The organism is Streptococcus oralis (genome assembly GCF_022749195.1).
GTDB lineage: Bacteria > Bacillota > Bacilli > Lactobacillales > Streptococcaceae > Streptococcus > Streptococcus oralis_CI.
Window position 1 is genome coordinate 1,706,441 of sequence record NZ_CP094226.1, and the last position, 16,589, is coordinate 1,723,029.

Sequence of the window (16,589 nt, forward strand, 5' to 3'; positions counted from 1 at the left end):
AGCGATTTCCTTTCTTTTGTGCCAATGTTTTGCTGGAATCGTTTCCAGATATACCTCCTACCTACAGTATAACAACATAAACCTATAAGGTCAACTAATCTCATCGCTTCCAACCAAACTCCCTCGGACTTCCGAGATAAAGTAGAGGGATCCCGTCACGAAAAGCAAGTCCTGGTCATTGGCCTTATCTTCAAATTCTCTGATAAAGTCGCCATAGGAAAGAATCAAATCGTAACCCGCCACATCCTTTTCATCCAGAGAGCCTTGGTAGTCAAAGCCTGTTACCTTAAGTTCCACCTGAGGCAACTGCTTAGATAGATAGCCTAGCATCCCCTGATAATCCTTGCGTTTAAGTGCTCCAAAAAGGATGCAGGCTTGATAGCCTTGCTGGATTTTCCCCTGGATAAACTCGACTAGACGAGTCAAGGCTGGCAGATTGTGAGCCCCATCTAGGTAGATTTGCGGACGAATCCGTTCCAATCGACCTGCCCAGTGGGTCTCTTGCAAGGCCCGTCTGACAAGCACTTCTTCGACCCTTTCACCTCTTGACGCCATAAACAAAAGAAAAGTTTCCAAAGCCAAGGCAGCATTTTCTTGCTGATAAACACCTTCCAAACTGATTTCAAGTTGTGAAAAACTCGCTAGGCTACTTGAAAAATCCCTAGCATTCAAGGTGAAGTCTTGCCCAGCTTGATAAAGTTCAACAGCTAACTCTCTTGCTCTTTTTTGACAGACAAGCTCCGCTTCTGGAGTAAGCTTGGCAATGACCGCCTTCTTGCCAGCCTTGAAAATACCAGCTTTCTGCACGGCTATTTCCTCCAGACTATCGCCCAAGGTCTCCTGATGATCTAGCCCAATCGAAGTAATAACTGCAATCTCTCCTGTTACGACATTAGTGGTATCAAGCAAACCACCAATCCCCACTTCTAGCAGGACTAGATCGACTCCCTGCTCTTTAAAGTAAAGCAAGGCAATCAGGGTCAACAACTCAAAGAAAGACAATTGATCATGTGTTTCTAAGAGAATTTTCTCCATTTCCTTGACTTGGTTAGCTATACGGACAAAGTCTTCCTCCGCGATCGGCTGTCCATTAATACAGATTCGATCATGGATACTGATGATATGAGGAGAGGTAAAAGTACCAACTTTTTTACCATGAGTAACAAACAACTCCCTCATGAAGGCAATAGTTGACCCTTTACCATTAGTCCCTGTTACATGGATAATAGGATATGTCTTCTCAGGATTCCCCAACAAATCCACCGCTCGTTGCATTCGTCCAAGTCCAGATCTAAAGTTTAAACCAATCCGACTATGAAGCCATTCTTCTACTTCAAACATACATGTCTCCTTAACAAAAGTCCAATCAACTACCGCATCAAAGTATGATTACAAATAAAAAGTGAGGTCAGGACTAAAATCCCAACCTCTTACCTGGTTAGCTAATCACTAGCTACAATGAATTTCAACGTGGGCTAAAAACGTCCACCGGACTTACTTACGGTCTTTATTTTTAGCGTAAGGGTAAAATATCCCCCGGACGTTCCTGCGTTTCTAATTTCTAATTTCTGGCGCAGGGCTAAAAACGTCCCCCGAACGTTTTTACTCCTCCATAAAGCTGTTGAAGACTTCTTCAATCATGTTCCATTCGTCTTCTGAGTCTTCTGGGATTGGTTGCAATTCGCCTTCTGTTCCGTCTTCATTTTCGATGAATGAGTAAGCTTGGATTTCAACTTCACCATTTTCATCTTCTTCTGCGTTAACTGGCACTAGCAGAACATAGTTTTTACCAAATTCTTCTTTCCCATCGATGGTCAAAAGAATTTCAAACAAGGTTTCATTTCCTTGCTCGTCTACTAGTGTAATCAATTCACGTTCTTCGTGGTCATGGTTGTGATCGTGTGACATAGTTTCTCCTCTGTCTTAAAATTTTCTATCTAAATAATTTTGCAAAATCAGCTGAGCAGCCAACTTATCAATAACTTTCTTGCGTTTGTTACGGCTGATATCTGCTTGTTCAATCAACATACGTTCCGCAGCGACCGTTGTCAAACGCTCATCCTGATAGTCTACTGGCAAACCAAAGAGTTCTTCTAGCTTGGCACCATAGGCTTGACTAGCTTCTACTCGCGGACCGCTGGTATTGTTCATATTCTTTGGCAAACCTACTACAAAGCGTTCTACCTTATAGCTGTCAACCAATTCCTTGATACGGTCAAAACCAAACTGGCCCTGATCCTCATTGATCTGGATGATTTCAAGTCCCTGAGCGGTGAAGCCGAGCGGATCGCTAATAGCCACCCCTACTGTTTTTGAACCGACGTCCAATCCCATAATTCTCATAGATTATAGATCGACTCCTTGTCCCTTAAGGTAGTAGCGTACCAGTTCTTCAACAATTTCATCACGCTCATACTTACGGATTTGATTTCGTGCATTGTTATAACGAGGAACGTAGGCAGGGTCACCACTCAGTACATAACCGACGATCTGGTTAATCGGATTGTAGCCCTTGTCGTTCAAAGAAGCATAGACGTCTGTCAACGTTTCGCTAATTTCTTTCTTATTGGAATCATCCAATTTAAACCGTACAGTTTCTTCAGTAAATCCCATTCTAACACCCTCTTTCCTTAGAATAGTACTATTATAGCACATTCCCTGACGTTCTACAAATAAGTCAGTCTATTAATTTGGATTTTCTATTGTTCTGTCGCCCCATTTGCCACTCTATCTGCAATATATTGGCTAGGTTCGTTTTTTAAGAGATTTTCAAGACCGATATTTTTTAAATATTCCAGCTGAGATGCCTTTTTGACATCCAGCACTTGAAAATCATAAGTCGTTGTCGTCTGGATTTCTGTCTCGCTGAGTAGCTTGGTTTCCAGTTTGAATCCTGCTAGTTTGCGTGCCTCTTGGATAGTCTCATCCTTCTCTTCAGCTTCTAGAAGCGCTTTTTGCGTTTCCTCTAGGCCATTTTCAGAGATAAAGGTCTTGAGTTCATCCCCGACAGGTCGTTTTTGCTGGATGGTCAAGGTCAAAAACTGACTGCCTTTATAAGTAATGGTCTGAATCTGTTGCGTCCCATTTTCTGACTTCGGCATCAGCAAGGTCTTGGTGACAACCGTATTCTTTTCGGCATTGTCCAAAACGGGAAGGTTGGATTGGAGAGGTTCAGATGCTGTTGTAGAAGCAGCAGGAGTTTCCTTTTTTTGCCCACATCCCGCAAGCAAAAAGAGGAGAGTAAAACTAGCAATTAGTAACTTTTTCATAATTCCTCACTTGATTTTAAAACAAAAGAGCAAACAAGGCCAGGAGTCACTCCCAGCCTTGATGTTTTATAGAGCTGCACGTAGACGTGCTTCTGCATTTTCTACATTACGGACAGAGCGTGGCAAGAAGGCACGGATATCATCTTCTTTATAGCCGACTTGCAGGCGCTTCTCATCAACGAGAATCGGACTCTTTAAGATCCGTGGTGTTTCCATGATTAAGTTGAGCACTTCATTGACACTCAAATCCTCGATGTCAACTCCAAGTGCCTTAGCATAGCGGTTTTTTGACGAAACGATACTGGCGATTCCATTATCTGTTTTCGTTAGAATATCTAATAACTCTTCTCTTGTAATTCCTTCTTTACCGAGATTTTGTTCTTTATAACTTAACTGGTGGGCATTGAGCCAGGTTTTCGCTTTTTTACAGCTAGTACAACTTGAGACTGTATAAATTTTGATCATGTACCTACCCCTTTCGCTACATGTTACTATCAGTTTAGTCTATTATACCATAAAAAACATCCGACTTGCGACCTATTTTTAAAAAAAATTAACTTTTTTCGCGATTTTCGTACTTTTTTCTTGACAAAATCAATTTATAACCAACTTTTAAATTTTTTGATATACAATCGTTTTACAACTGTAACACTTATCATATAGAGAACGATAATCAAAAGCAAAAAGAGGAAATAAATTGGTTCCAAAGGGGTTAAATGAAGCAGGCTAGCAATTGAAGAGTAGGGAAGGAAGGTCACAAAACTAGCTGCTAGCAAAGTTGTCCCAAGAACAAACCATGATGGACGACTTTGTAAGAAAGGAAGTTTTGCTGAACGAAGCATATGGATAACCATGGTTTGGGACCACATGGATTCAATGAACCAACCTGTCTGGAACAAAATAATAAAGCCCGTTGCAGACTCTGCTCCGTGAGCATAGGCTTGACCTGTCGCCATTGGGACAATGACAAAATAGAGCAAGATAAAGGTCAAAATATCAAAGGCAGAAGAAATCGGACCCATCCAAATCATAAAACGAGTAATAGACTTAGCTTCCCACTTATGGGGATGCTTCAAAAAGTCTTCATCTACATTATCAAATGGCAAGGCAATGCAAGAAAGGTCGTAGACGAGGTTTAACACAATCAAGTGAATCGGAGCCATAGGAAGGAAAGGTAAAAAGATACCAGACACTAACAGAGAGAAAATGTTCCCGAAATTAGAGCTGACCGTCATCTTGATATATTTGGTCATATTAGCGTAGACCTTACGCCCTTCAACCAGCCCTTTTTCAAGCACCATCAAATCCTTATCTAACAAAATGACATCAGCCGTTTCTTTGGCAATATCTACTGCTGTATCAACAGAAATCCCCACATCGGCCACTTTCATAGAAGGGGCATCATTGATCCCATCTCCCATATAGCCGACACAATGTCCATTCGATTTGATTTGTAAAATGATTCGTGCTTTTTGATCCGGAGAGAGTTTGGCAAAGACAGTCACTTTCTCAACTGCTTGGGCCAATTCTTCGTCCGTCATGGCGTCAATATCAGAACCCAACAAGATTTGATCAACGTCTAGACCAACTTTTTCGCAAACTGCTTGGGTTACCTTCTCATTGTCCCCCGTCAAGATCTTTGTTTGAACACCGTGTTCTAACAAAGCTTGGATAGCAGGTGCTGCTGATGGTTTTGGTGGATCTAGAAAGGCAAGATATCCTGTTAGAATCATCTCATTTTCATCTTCAACGGAGTAAGCAAAACCTTCTTTTAGGCCTGTTTTATAGGCGACTCCCAAGACTCGCAATCCCTGTTGATTAAGTTGATCTACTTCTTTTAAGATTTCCACTCGGATATCATCCGTCAAAGGACTAATCTGACCTTGATATTCCACATGGGTTGAAATCGCAAGCATTTCCTCTAGAGCACCCTTTGTTACCAAACTAACAACTTCGTTCTCATCCTTGACGATGACACTCATCCGTCTGCGTTCAAAATCAAAGGGTAATTCATCTATTTTTTGGAAGCTAGTATCCAAATTTTGTAGAATGGCGTGTTCTTTAGCTTCTTTTTCAGTTCTACTGATAATGGCACGGTCCATCAAGTTTTTCAAACCCGTTTGAAAATAGGAATTGAGGTAGGCCCGTCTCAACACAGACAAATCCAAATCTCCATGTATATCCAAAGGATATTCAAGGACAATTTCGTCTTGGGTAAGGGTTCCTGTTTTATCCGTACACAGGATATCAATAGCACCTAGGTCCTGTATGGCATTGAGTTTTTTGATGACGACTTTTTCCTTGGCCATGATAATGGAGCCTTTTGCTAGACTGGCCGTGATGATCATAGGAAGCATCTCAGGTGTCAATCCAACACCAACACTCAGTGCAAACACACCTGCTTCCAGCCAGTCGCCATCTGTCAAGCCATTGGAGAGAAACACGATGGGAACCATGACTAACATCAAACGGATCAAGAGCCAAGAGATGCTGTTCATCTCCCGTTCAAAAGAGGTCGGTTCGTCATAGGTATTGAGAGTCTGCTCGATTTCTCCCATCATGGTGTCATCACCGACCGCTAGAATCAAAGCCTTGGCACTTCCTGATATCACATTGGTTCCCATAAAGGCGAGCGCTTCTGCTTCTAGTAGACTATCAAAGTTTGACTGACTCATTTTTGACAAGGCTAGTTTTTCAACCGAGTCACTTTCACCTGTCAAACCAGACTGTTGGACAAAGAAATCACGTGATTCAATCAAAAGGAGGTCTGCCGGAATCATATCCCCAGCACTTAATTTGACTATATCTCCAACTACCAAATCTTCAATTGCGACCTCTAAACTCTGGCCTTCGCGGATAACTGTGGCTGTATTCACAATCATTTTTGATAGATTGGTCGCAGCCTTGTCACTTCGCAATTCTTGGACAAAGCGTATGCCACCAGAGATTAGAACGAGAACGACGATGATGATAGAGGTCGTCGGATCTTCTTGTCCAGGCTTCGCCAGCCAGACATTGGTCACCATGGAAATCATAGCGATGACAAGCAGGATAATTGTAAATGGATTGATAATGGATTCGTAAATCTTTTTGAGGATACTGTCTTCTTGACCCTTGGTGATGGTGTTTTCGCCATATAGGTCACGATTTTTCTCCACCTGCTCCTCAGTCAAGCCTGTTAGACTTGTCTTATAAAAAGATAGAGTTTCGTTTAAGGGTGTGTGAATAGCTGTTGCTAATCTTTCTTTTGTAGTTTTCATTGGTTTCTCCTATCTGTATGAATGAGGTGTTTCATACACAGAGACCAATCACTTTATAAGGGCAGAACGACACAAATCAGCGATTGGCTGTGTATGTGCGGTTCTGGATGATCGTCAATTTGCATCGTTTGTCTCCTTTCTTTTTCTTAAAACAGCAGAAAATCCTACCATAAAAATGGCAGGATTAAAAAACTAATTATCTGTTTTTTCGTTCAAGCTTTAACTCCATAGGGCGATGTAATGAGCTTAGTCTTAGCCTTCGCGACCAGGACTGTTGACCAACGAGTAGTGTCTCCACTGCTTTGCGGTAGTCATCCGTATCCCTATGGTAGCCTCACCTACCGTTTTCGTTTATCAGTATAAACCTTTAAAATATAAAAGTCAACGATTTATCTTAATTTTCTTAAATAACAATTAATTCCTTCGGCGCTAGAGTCAACAATTCGCAACCGTTATCTGTAATTAAGATATCATCTTCAATACGAACGCCGTATTTACCTTCAATATAAATACCTGGTTCATCAGTCAAGACCATACCAGATTTAATGACTTCTTTGGAAGTTTGGCTAAAGTAGGGTTCTTCGTGGATATCCAGTCCGATACCATGTCCAATACCGTGAGTAAAGTAGTCGCCATAGCCTGCCTCGATGATAATATCACGAGGGATTTTGTCAAAGTCACGGAAACCTAATCCTGCCTTAGCTTGATCAATCAGAGCTTGGTTGGCTTTCAGGACAGTATTGTAAATTTCTGCCTGCTCGTCACTGACATGACCGAGGTAGATAGTCCGTGTCATATCACTCACATAGTGGTCGTAGAGACAGCCGAAGTCCATGGTAATGGCTTCTCCCGCTTCAACCGGTTTGTGCATTGGATGGGCATGGGGTTTGGAAGAGTTGATTCCACTTGCTAAAATGGTATCAAAAGACAAGCCTGCCGCTCCTAGCTCCCGCATGCGGAAATCAAGGAAGTTGGCAATCTCAATTTCAGTTTTTCCTGGTTTGATAAAGTCAAGTGCATCGTGGAAAGCTTGGTCTGAGATTGAACATGCCTTGCGAATAGTCGCAATCTCTTTCTCATCCTTAATCATACGAAGCGCTTCAACAAACTGAGTCTGCGGAAGCAAGTCGATCCCTGCAAAAGCAGCCTGCATACGGTGGTAATAAGAGACCGAAATCTCGTCTTCAAAACCGACGCGAGACAAGCCCATATCCTTAACAATGCCTGCAATAACAGCCAATTCATCGCGGTCAGCCACAATCTTAAAACCTGTCACTTCTTGCTTAGCTGCAATGATATAGCGAGAGTCTGTCACCAAAACTTGACGGTCACGGCTGATAAAAACGGTTCCGTTCGAGCCCCAAAAACCAGTCAGGTAGTAGACGTTTTTAAGGTTGTTGATGATGATACCATCCAGTTCTTTTTCTTGCATTTTAGTTAAAAATGCTTGTACGCGTTTATTCATGATGTAACTTTCCTTTCAAATAGTGTCCTGTGTAGCTGGCTTCATTGGCCGCTACTTCTTCTGGAGTTCCTGTTGCGATGATGGTTCCACCACCGACACCGCCCTCAGGTCCCAAATCAATAATATGGTCTGCAGTCTTGATCACATCTAGATTGTGCTCGATGACGAGAACTGTATTGCCATCGTCTACAAAACGTGCTAAAACCTTGAGCAGACGGGCGATGTCCTCCGTATGAAGTCCTGTAGTCGGCTCATCCAGAATATAGAAGGACTTACCTGTCGAGCGTTTGTGGAGTTCACTAGCCAACTTCATACGCTGGGCTTCTCCCCCTGAAAGGGTTGTAGCTGGTTGTCCTAAGGTCACATAGCCCAGCCCTACATCCTTGATAGTCTGAAGTTTTCGTTGAATCTTGGGAATGTGTTGAAAAAATTCGACTGCGTCATTAACCGTCATGTCCAAAACCTGCGAGATATTTTTTTCCTTGTAGTGAACTTCTAAGGTTTCACTGTTGTAGCGTGTTCCATGACAGACTTCACAAGCCACGTAAACATCTGGCAAGAAGTGCATCTCAATCTTGATAATCCCGTCACCTGAGCAGGCTTCACAGCGGCCACCCTTGACGTTGAAACTGAAACGGCCCTTTTTGTAGCCTCGTATCTTAGCTTCATTTGTCTGGGCAAAGAGGTCACGTATATCGTCAAAAACTCCCGTATAGGTAGCAGGGTTAGATCTTGGAGTCCGTCCGATAGGGCTCTGGTCAATGTCAATCAAGCGGTCTACATGCTCAATCCCTGTGATAGTTTTAAACTTACCAGGCTTGTCTGAATTGCGATTGAGCTTCTGGGCAATGGCTTTTTTGAGGATGCTGTTGATTAAGGTCGACTTCCCTGAACCTGACACCCCTGTCACTGCGATGAATTTTCCTAATGGGAAGCGAGCGGTAATATTTTTCAAGTTGTTCTCACGCGCTCCTGTCACTTCGATAAAGCGACCATTTCCAGCACGGCGCTCTTCTGGTACTGGAATGGCACGTTTACCTGACAAGTACTGGCCTGTAATAGACTTACTGTTACGGGCCACCTGCTTGGGTGTTCCTGCAGCAACAATCTCTCCACCAAAAACACCGGCACCCGGACCAACGTCAATCAGGTAATCCGCCTCGCGCATGGTATCTTCATCGTGTTCCACCACGATGAGAGTATTGCCCAAGTCACGCATCTTTTTCAGACTAGCAATCAGGCGGTCATTATCCCTCTGGTGGAGACCGATGGACGGCTCATCCAGGATATATAGGACACCTGATAGGTTGGACCCAATCTGGGTTGCTAAGCGAATACGCTGGCTCTCCCCGCCTGAAAGGGTTCCTGCCGAACGAGATAGGGTCAGATAGTTGAGCCCAACGTTATTGAGGAAGGTCAAACGGTCCTTAATTTCCTTGAGAATAGGACGAGCAATAATGGCTTCATTTTCAGACAAGGTCAGCTGGCTCACCAAAGCCAAGTGGTCTGCGATAGACAGGTCTGAGATTTCACCGATATGTGGTCCTTGCTCCCCACCCACACGGACAGACAAGGCCTGGTCATTGAGACGGTAGCCATGGCAAGTTCCGCAGGTTAGTTCATTCATGTAGAGACGCATTTGGGTGCGTGTGTAATCACTGTTAGTCTCATGGTAACGACGCTTGATATTATTGACAACCCCCTCAAAAGGAATGTCAATATCGCGCACACCGCCAAATTCATTCTCATAGTGGAAATGGAATTCCTTGCCATCAGACCCGTAGAGAATCAAGTTTTTATCTTCTTCTGACAAGTCCTCAAAGGGCTTATCCATATCTACTCCAAAGGCTGTCATGGCTTGTTCCAGCATATTTGGATAGTAGTTGGATGAGATAGGATTCCAAGGTGCCAAGGCTCCCTCACGCAAAGTTTTGCTGGCATCAGGAACCACTAAGTCAACATCCACCTCCAGCTTGATGCCCAAACCGTCACACTCACTACAAGAGCCAAAAGGAGCATTGAAGGAGAAGAGGCGTGGCTCTAACTCTGGAACAGTAAAGCCACAAACTGGACAGGCATAATGCTCAGAGAAGAGCAACTCCGAATCGTCCATAGTGTCGATAATCACATAGCCTTCTGCGATACGAAGGGAAGCCTCGATTGAGTCAAAGAGACGGCTACGGATACCCTCCTTGATAACAATACGGTCCACCACAACATCGATATTGTGTTGCTTGCTCTTAGACAACTCTGGCGCTTCGGTCACATCATAAACTTCCCCATCCACTCGGACGCGGACATACCCGTCTTTCTGAACCTTTTCAATGACACTCTTATGTTGCCCTTTTTTCTTACGAATGACAGGAGCTAAAATTTGCAGACGTTGGCGTTCTGGCAACTCCAAAATCTTATCCACAATTTGCTCTACAGAAGAAGCCTTGATAGCCCCGTGCCCGTTGATACAGTAAGGCGTCCCCACACGTGCGTAGAGGAGACGCAGATAGTCATTGATTTCAGTCGTTGTTCCAACGGTCGAACGAGGGTTTTTACTAGTCGTTTTCTGGTCGATGGAAATAGCTGGGCTGAGGCCATCAATGGCATCTACATCTGGTTTTTCCATGTTGCCCAAAAACTGGCGAGCATAGGCTGATAGACTCTCTACATAGCGACGTTGGCCCTCAGCATAGAGAGTATCAAAGGCCAGGCTGGATTTCCCAGACCCTGACAAACCAGTCACAACAACCAGCTTGTCTCGCGGAATCTCCACATCAATATTTTTTAAGTTATGGGCACGCGCCCCATGAATCACAATTTTATCTTGCATCTTTGTTCTTTCTAGTCCATTATTGCTTTCCATTATACCAAAAAATGTGAAATTCTATTACCCAAAAAGCTGTTTTTATAGTATAATAGTACGGTGCAAAAAATGAATCACTGAATAGTAGGAAAGGATAGGGGATATGAAACAAGTTTTTCTCTCAACAACAACTGAATTTAAAGAGATCGACACGCTTGAACCGGGTACTTGGATCAATCTCGTCAATCCTACACAAAATGAATCACTGGAAATCGCCAACGCCTTTGATATTGACATTGCCGACCTTCGAGCACCACTCGATGCGGAAGAAATGTCCCGTATTACCATCGAAGATGAGTACACTTTGATTATCGTGGACGTTCCCATCACAGAGGAAAGAAACAATCGTACCTACTACGTTACGATTCCGCTGGGGATTATTATCACCGAGGAAACCATTATCACCACCTGCTTGGAATCCCTCCCCGTTCTCGATGTCTTTATCAACCGTAGACTGCGCAACTTTTACACCTTCATGCGTTCACGCTTTATCTTCCAGATTCTCTATCGCAACGCCGAACTTTACCTTACGGCCCTTCGTTCGATTGACCGTAAGAGTGAACAAATCGAAAGTCAACTTCACAAGTCTACTCGAAACGAAGAGCTGATTGAGCTCATGGAATTGGAAAAGACCATCGTCTATTTCAAGGCCTCACTGAAGACGAACGAGCGCGTGATTAAGAAATTGACCAGCGCAACCAGCAATATCAAGAAATACCTAGAAGACGAAGACCTGCTCGAAGACACCCTTATTGAAACCCAACAGGCCATCGAGATGGCAGATATCTATGGAAATGTCCTTCACTCTATGACAGAGACCTTTGCCTCTATCATTTCCAACAACCAGAACAATATCATGAAAACCCTGGCTCTCGTGACCATTGTCATGTCTGTCCCAACCATGATCTTCTCAGCCTATGGGATGAACTTCAAGGATAATGAAATCCCTCTGAACGGTGAGCCGCACGCCTTCTGGTTAATCGTCTTTATCGCCTTTGCTATGAGTGTTTCGCTCACTCTCTATCTCATCCATAAAAAATGGTTCTAAGAGGAATCCCTATGTCTCAGATTGATCTACAAAAATTAACTAAGAAAAACCAAGAGTTTATCCACATCGCTACCCAACAATTTATCAAAGATGGTAAAACAGACGCTGAAATCAAGGCCGTCTTTGAGGAAGTCATTCCTAAAATCCTTGAAGAGCAAGCCAAAGGAACGACAGCTCGTTCCCTCTACGGCGCTCCAACTCACTGGGCCCATAGCTTCACTGTCAAGGAGCAATATGAAAAAGAGCATCCAAAAGAAAATGACGATCCAAAACTCATGATTATGGACTCAGCCCTTTTTATCACTAGTCTCTTTGCATTAGTTAGCGCTCTGACTACCTTCTTCTCTACAGATCAGGCTATTGGCTATGGGTTGATTACCCTCTTGTTGGTTGGACTTGTAGGAGGACTTGCCTTCTACTTGATGTACTACTTTGTCTACCAGTATTATGGACCAGACACAGACCGTAGCCAACGTCCTCCATTCTGGAAATCAATCCTCGTTATCCTGGCCTCTATGGTCCTTTGGTTGGTTGTCTTCTTTGCAACAAGCTTCCTACCAACCAGCCTCAATCCAGTCCTTGCTCCATTGCCTTTGGCTATCCTGGGAGCTGCCCTTCTCGCCCTTCGCTTCTATCTCAAGAAACGTTTCAACATCCGAAGTGCAAGCGCGGGCCCATCACGTTATTAAGAAAAGTGAAAAGCTATGGCATATAGTCAATCCTTAGCTCAGCAGATTCGAAAAATTCTAGCGCTCAAACTTCCTCCCCAAATTTTCGAAGAAGAGTTAGAAGAAAAGAAACTGTTTGGTGGCCTTGCCTTTATGATTCGTGGGAAAATGGTCCTTACAGTCAGTTCCAGAAAAGACGAGCTGGTTATGGTGAGAATTGGCAAAGAAATGGAAAAGCAAGTTCTACCCCGAACAGGAGCTCGTACTACATTGATGAGAGGGCGACCTTATCATGGCTATATAGACCTAGATATCGAAGGTCAAAAAGAACTTCCTTACTGGATTGATTTAGCTCTCTCCTATAATCAAGAGTTGACCAAGTAACTCATATCTAGCGAGATTAGAAAAACGAAAAGCAACTGCACAGGCGGTTGCTTTTTCACTTGCTTTCTTGAAATTCAATAGAACTTCTGAGTCTGATTCTTATAGTTTTCTTTCATCTTTTGTGATAAAATAGGCTCATACTCAATGAAAATCAAAGAGCAAACTAGGAAGCTAGCCGCAGGCTGTACTTAAGTACGGCAAGGCAAAGCTGACGTGGTTTGAATTTGATTTTCGAAGAGTATCAATCTATTTCTAGGAGGATGAGATATAGTTTCTACTATTGGTATTGTTAGTTTGTCTAGTGGCATTATCGGAGAGAATTTTGTCAAACACGAAGTCGACTTGGGTATTCAACGTCTCAAGGATTTGGGACTTAATTCTGTCTTCTTGCCCCATTCGCTAAAGGGTTTAGACTTTATCAAGGACCATCCTGAGGCACGTGCAGAAGATTTGATGCAGGCCTTTTCGGACGATAGCATCGACATGATCCTATGCGCCATCGGTGGGGATGATACCTATCGCTTGCTACCTTATCTTTTTGAAAACGACCAGCTTCAAAAGGTTATCAAGCCAAAGATTTTTCTTGGCTTCTCGGATACTACTATGAACCACCTTATGTTGCATAAACTAGGGGTCAAAACTTTTTATGGCCAATCCTTTTTAGCAGATATTTGTGAATTGGACAAGGAGATGTTGCCCTATAGCCTCCACTACTTTAAAGAACTGATCGAAACAGGAAAAATTTCAGAAATCCGCCCTAGCGACCTTTGGTATGAGGAACGGACTGACTTTAGTCACAATGCTCTGGGAACAGCTCGTATAAGCCATGTAAATACAGGTTTTGATTTGTTACAAGGAAATGCCCAATTCGAGGGAAAAATCCTCGGTGGCTGCATCGAGTCCCTCTATGATATCTTTGACAACTCTCTACACGCAGATAGCACAGACCTCTGCCAAAAGTACAAACTCTTCCCTGACTTATCCGACTGGGAAGGAAAGATTCTTTTGTTAGAAACAAGCGAAGAGAAGCCTGAGCCGGAAAACTTCAAAAAGATGGTGCTGGCTTTGAAAGAAACTGGGGTATTTGAGGTCATCAGTGGACTCTTGGTCGGAAAGCCAATGGATGAAGCCTTCTATGACGACTATAAAGAGGCACTAATGAGCATCGTTGACAGCAATATCCCAATTGTCTATAATCTAAACGTTGGGCACGCCACACCAAGAGCCATTGTTCCCTTTGGCGTTCACGCCTATGTAGATGCACAGGAGCAAGTCATTCGCTTTGACGATAACAAAAAATAAACAATTTCTCCATTTTTGTGCTTTGGTATTGATTTTCGTTACAATTTGTGTCTGAATTTATTGCATTTTGCTTATTTCTATGATATCTTTTTAAAGGAGGTGTATATGACTAAACAAAAAATAAATCAAATTGTCGGTTCAATCGGGGCCTTTATCGGGATTATTGTATTTATCGCCTACATCCCACAAATTTTTGCCAATTTACAAGGCAACAAAGCTCAACCATTCCAGCCTTTATCCGCAGCAGTATCTTGTTTAATTTGGGTTATTTACGGGTGGACAAAAGAACCTAAGAAGGATTGGATACTAATTATTCCAAACTCAGCTGGCGTTGTCTTAGGTGGACTGACATTTCTTACTGCACTATAAAAGTTACTAGCATATAATCAAAAAGCTGAGAGGAGATTCTCAGCTTTTTCTCTTGTATAACTACTAAAACGTCACATACTACTGATAACTAAAATAATCAAGGGAAAGCTGTTGCCTAACATATGAACAACTAGAGGATAATAAATATTCTCTTTTTCTTTCACATAGATGATAGAAAAGGCAATGCCTCCACCTAGATAACCGACTGCACTGACCCACTCTGATAAAGCCAAACTGTGCATATGAGTCAGAGCAAAAACAAGTCCTACCAGAAGAATGCTTAACCAACTTGGCAGACGTTTCTGCAAGTGATGTAACAAGAGCTGACGGAAAAAGAGTTCTTCCACAAAAGGTCCTATGATACAGGCGAAAACTGCTATCAGTATTGGTTGTTCTTGAAAGGTACTTTGAATATTCGACTGGTTTAGACCTTGTCCGACTAGCCCAAAAAACTGCTTCAACATCTCTGATACAAATTCAAAGACAAAAGTCATCAGAAAGAGAAAGAGCCATCCTGTTAAGACGCCAAAGAAGAATTTCCTTTTAGTCTTTCTAATCTCATTCCATTGTTTGATCAATCTATCCTTAAACAAGAAAGAGCCATATAGAGCTAGTACTACATAAACTAGATAATTTGCAATAGCAGATGGCATCAAGAAAGCCAGCAATTTAACTCCATCAAATACAAAGAGAACTGTATAGAGAATCGCAAAAATCAGAATTCCCTTATTTTTGTTAGACATCATTTAATTCCCCTTCCATTCACAATCATTCTCGTGGTCGTCAATCAAACCTGCTGCTTGTAGAAAAGATAAAACGGCAACTGGGCCTGTGAACTTGAAACCTTGTTTTTTTAGATCTTTAGCTAATTTTTCAGACAAGGCTGTTTTAGCAGGTGCTAGGTGATAGTCAGGAACATCATTCACGATCGTTTTTCCCTCAACAAAGGACCAGAGATAAGCGTCAAAAGAGCCAAAGGTTTTCTGGATTTGTAAAAATGCTTGGGCGTTGGCACGCGTCGCAAAGAGCTTGGCACGATTTCGGATAATGGCTGGATTCTCTAACAAGGCTTCCAACTCCCCATCTGTCATTTCCGCGACCGCTTGAATTTGATAGCCATGAAATACTTCTCGGAATCCTTGGCGTTTGTTTAGTACCGTTTCCCAAGATAGACCCGACTGGTAAGTTTCCAAACAAAGCAACTCAAAAAGAGCACGGTCATCATGAAGGGGTTGGCCCCACTCTTCATCATGATAGGCCACATATAATGGGTTGTTCATTTTAACCCAACCACAGCGTTTTGTCATAAAAATCTCCTATTTGACCAACATCTTAAGGGCCGACTTGATATAGTTCTCAGCTGTATCTGTCGTTCCTTCAAAGAATTTCTTGATCTTCTTAAGCTCGGTTGCCTTGTAGCCCAATGCCAACATGGCTTCCATAGCTTCTTCCAATTCTTGGTTCTCAGCGCTGGTTTGCACTGCGACCTTAGCAGGAAGGTCATCACTAGCCACAACTACCTTGCCTTCCAAGTCCAGCACCATCTGCTGAGCTGTTTTCTTGCCAATTTTAGGGAACTTGGTCAAGTAGGTGATGTTCTTAGTTTCAATCGCCTGAACCAAGCCAGCATTGTCATCGGCAGCAATAATAGCAAGAGCTGACACAGGACCAATCCCTGAGACCGAAATCAAGCTGAGGAAGAGTTTTTTCTCATCTTCTGAGCGAAAGCCGTAAAGCAGTTGGGCATCCTCGCGGACAACTTGGTGCACATAAATCTGAGTTTCTTGATTAACCTGACCTGAGTAAGCATAGGGATTGGCTACATGCAAGATATAACCGATACCATTTGCCTCAAGGACGATGTATTTAGCAGTGATTTTGGTAATGATTCCTTTTAAATATTCGTACATAGTTTTTTCTCCATTATTTTGCCTATCTAGTATACCATATTTCCCCGAGACAAACTG

At 42.8% G+C, this 16,589-nt stretch carries 17 protein-coding genes and 1 riboswitch; of the genes, 5 read left to right on the forward strand and 12 right to left on the reverse strand.

Going from position 1 to position 16,589, the window contains the following annotated elements; all coding sequences use genetic code 11:
• Positions 1–90: 90 nt before the first annotated feature.
• The 9 genes from MP387_RS08320 to uvrA all read right to left on the reverse strand — a co-directional run bounded on the left by MP387_RS08320 (position 91) and on the right by uvrA (position 10,818).
• Complete coding sequence (locus tag MP387_RS08320; protein ID WP_242746268.1) at positions 91–1,341, reverse strand: bifunctional folylpolyglutamate synthase/dihydrofolate synthase; 1,251 nt, start codon at positions 1,339–1,341, stop codon at positions 91–93.
• A gap of 261 nt (positions 1,342–1,602) precedes the next feature.
• Entirely contained in the window at positions 1,603–1,908 is a 306-nt protein-coding gene (locus MP387_RS08325; RefSeq protein WP_000017624.1) for a DUF1292 domain-containing protein, read from the reverse strand.
• 15 nt (positions 1,909–1,923) lie between these two features.
• A complete protein-coding gene (gene ruvX / locus MP387_RS08330; protein WP_002876031.1) occupies positions 1,924–2,343 on the reverse strand; it encodes a Holliday junction resolvase RuvX in 420 nt (139 codons plus the stop codon).
• A 3-nt stretch (positions 2,344–2,346) separates the two neighbouring features.
• Positions 2,347–2,613, reverse strand: coding sequence for an IreB family regulatory phosphoprotein (locus MP387_RS08335; RefSeq protein ID WP_000507059.1), 267 nt, complete (start codon positions 2,611–2,613; stop codon positions 2,347–2,349).
• A gap of 86 nt (positions 2,614–2,699) precedes the next feature.
• On the reverse strand, positions 2,700–3,269 hold the full coding sequence (locus MP387_RS08340; protein ID WP_242746270.1) for an SP0191 family lipoprotein: 570 nt from the start codon (positions 3,267–3,269) through the stop codon (positions 2,700–2,702).
• Between the two features lie 66 nt (positions 3,270–3,335).
• On the reverse strand, positions 3,336–3,734 hold the full coding sequence (gene spx, locus MP387_RS08345) for a transcriptional regulator Spx (RefSeq protein WP_000591165.1): 399 nt from the start codon (positions 3,732–3,734) through the stop codon (positions 3,336–3,338).
• A 134-nt stretch (positions 3,735–3,868) separates the two neighbouring features.
• Positions 3,869–6,529: a magnesium-translocating P-type ATPase gene (mgtA, locus tag MP387_RS08350; RefSeq protein WP_242746273.1), complete on the reverse strand. Its 2,661-nt coding sequence runs from the start codon at positions 6,527–6,529 to the stop codon at positions 3,869–3,871.
• Positions 6,530–6,725: 196 nt separating this feature from the next.
• Positions 6,726–6,877, reverse strand: a riboswitch (M-box (ykoK) riboswitch).
• A 55-nt stretch (positions 6,878–6,932) separates the two neighbouring features.
• Positions 6,933–7,994: a M24 family metallopeptidase gene (locus MP387_RS08355; protein ID WP_242746276.1), complete on the reverse strand. Its 1,062-nt coding sequence runs from the start codon at positions 7,992–7,994 to the stop codon at positions 6,933–6,935.
• Entirely contained in the window at positions 7,987–10,818 is a 2,832-nt protein-coding gene (gene uvrA, locus MP387_RS08360; protein WP_242746279.1) for an excinuclease ABC subunit UvrA, read from the reverse strand. Before uvrA ends, MP387_RS08355 begins: the two co-directional genes overlap by 8 nt.
• 136 nt (positions 10,819–10,954) lie before the next feature.
• Here uvrA and MP387_RS08365 point away from each other — a divergent pair, with 136 nt between their 5' ends.
• The 5 genes from MP387_RS08365 (at position 10,955) to MP387_RS08385 (ending at position 14,622) form a co-directional block, all read left to right on the forward strand.
• The gene (locus MP387_RS08365) at positions 10,955–11,899 is read left to right on the forward strand and encodes a magnesium transporter CorA family protein (protein ID WP_000815620.1); all 945 of its coding nucleotides are present in this window, start codon (positions 10,955–10,957) and stop codon (positions 11,897–11,899) included.
• A gap of 11 nt (positions 11,900–11,910) precedes the next feature.
• Positions 11,911–12,588 (forward strand): DUF1129 domain-containing protein, encoded by a 678-nt coding sequence (locus tag MP387_RS08370; RefSeq protein ID WP_176553066.1) that lies wholly within the window; start codon positions 11,911–11,913, stop codon positions 12,586–12,588.
• Positions 12,589–12,603: 15 nt separating this feature from the next.
• Positions 12,604–12,951 (forward strand): TfoX/Sxy family protein, encoded by a 348-nt coding sequence (locus MP387_RS08375; protein WP_007520826.1) that lies wholly within the window; start codon positions 12,604–12,606, stop codon positions 12,949–12,951.
• A gap of 267 nt (positions 12,952–13,218) precedes the next feature.
• The gene (locus MP387_RS08380) at positions 13,219–14,253 is read left to right on the forward strand and encodes a S66 family peptidase (RefSeq protein ID WP_242748062.1); all 1,035 of its coding nucleotides are present in this window, start codon (positions 13,219–13,221) and stop codon (positions 14,251–14,253) included.
• A 105-nt stretch (positions 14,254–14,358) separates the two neighbouring features.
• The gene (locus MP387_RS08385) at positions 14,359–14,622 is read left to right on the forward strand and encodes a SemiSWEET family transporter (protein ID WP_000166112.1); all 264 of its coding nucleotides are present in this window, start codon (positions 14,359–14,361) and stop codon (positions 14,620–14,622) included.
• Between the two features lie 71 nt (positions 14,623–14,693).
• Here the strand turns inward: MP387_RS08385 and MP387_RS08390 are convergent, their stop codons facing one another.
• The 3 genes from MP387_RS08390 to ruvA are packed head-to-tail and all read right to left on the reverse strand — an operon-like array spanning position 14,694 to position 16,532.
• Entirely contained in the window at positions 14,694–15,368 is a 675-nt protein-coding gene (locus MP387_RS08390) for a CPBP family intramembrane glutamic endopeptidase (RefSeq protein WP_242746281.1), read from the reverse strand.
• Positions 15,369–15,929, reverse strand: coding sequence for a DNA-3-methyladenine glycosylase I (locus MP387_RS08395; protein WP_242746283.1), 561 nt, complete (start codon positions 15,927–15,929; stop codon positions 15,369–15,371). It lies immediately after the preceding gene.
• Between the two features lie 9 nt (positions 15,930–15,938).
• Positions 15,939–16,532: a Holliday junction branch migration protein RuvA gene (ruvA, locus tag MP387_RS08400; protein ID WP_242746285.1), complete on the reverse strand. Its 594-nt coding sequence runs from the start codon at positions 16,530–16,532 to the stop codon at positions 15,939–15,941.
• Positions 16,533–16,589: the final 57 nt, after the last annotated feature.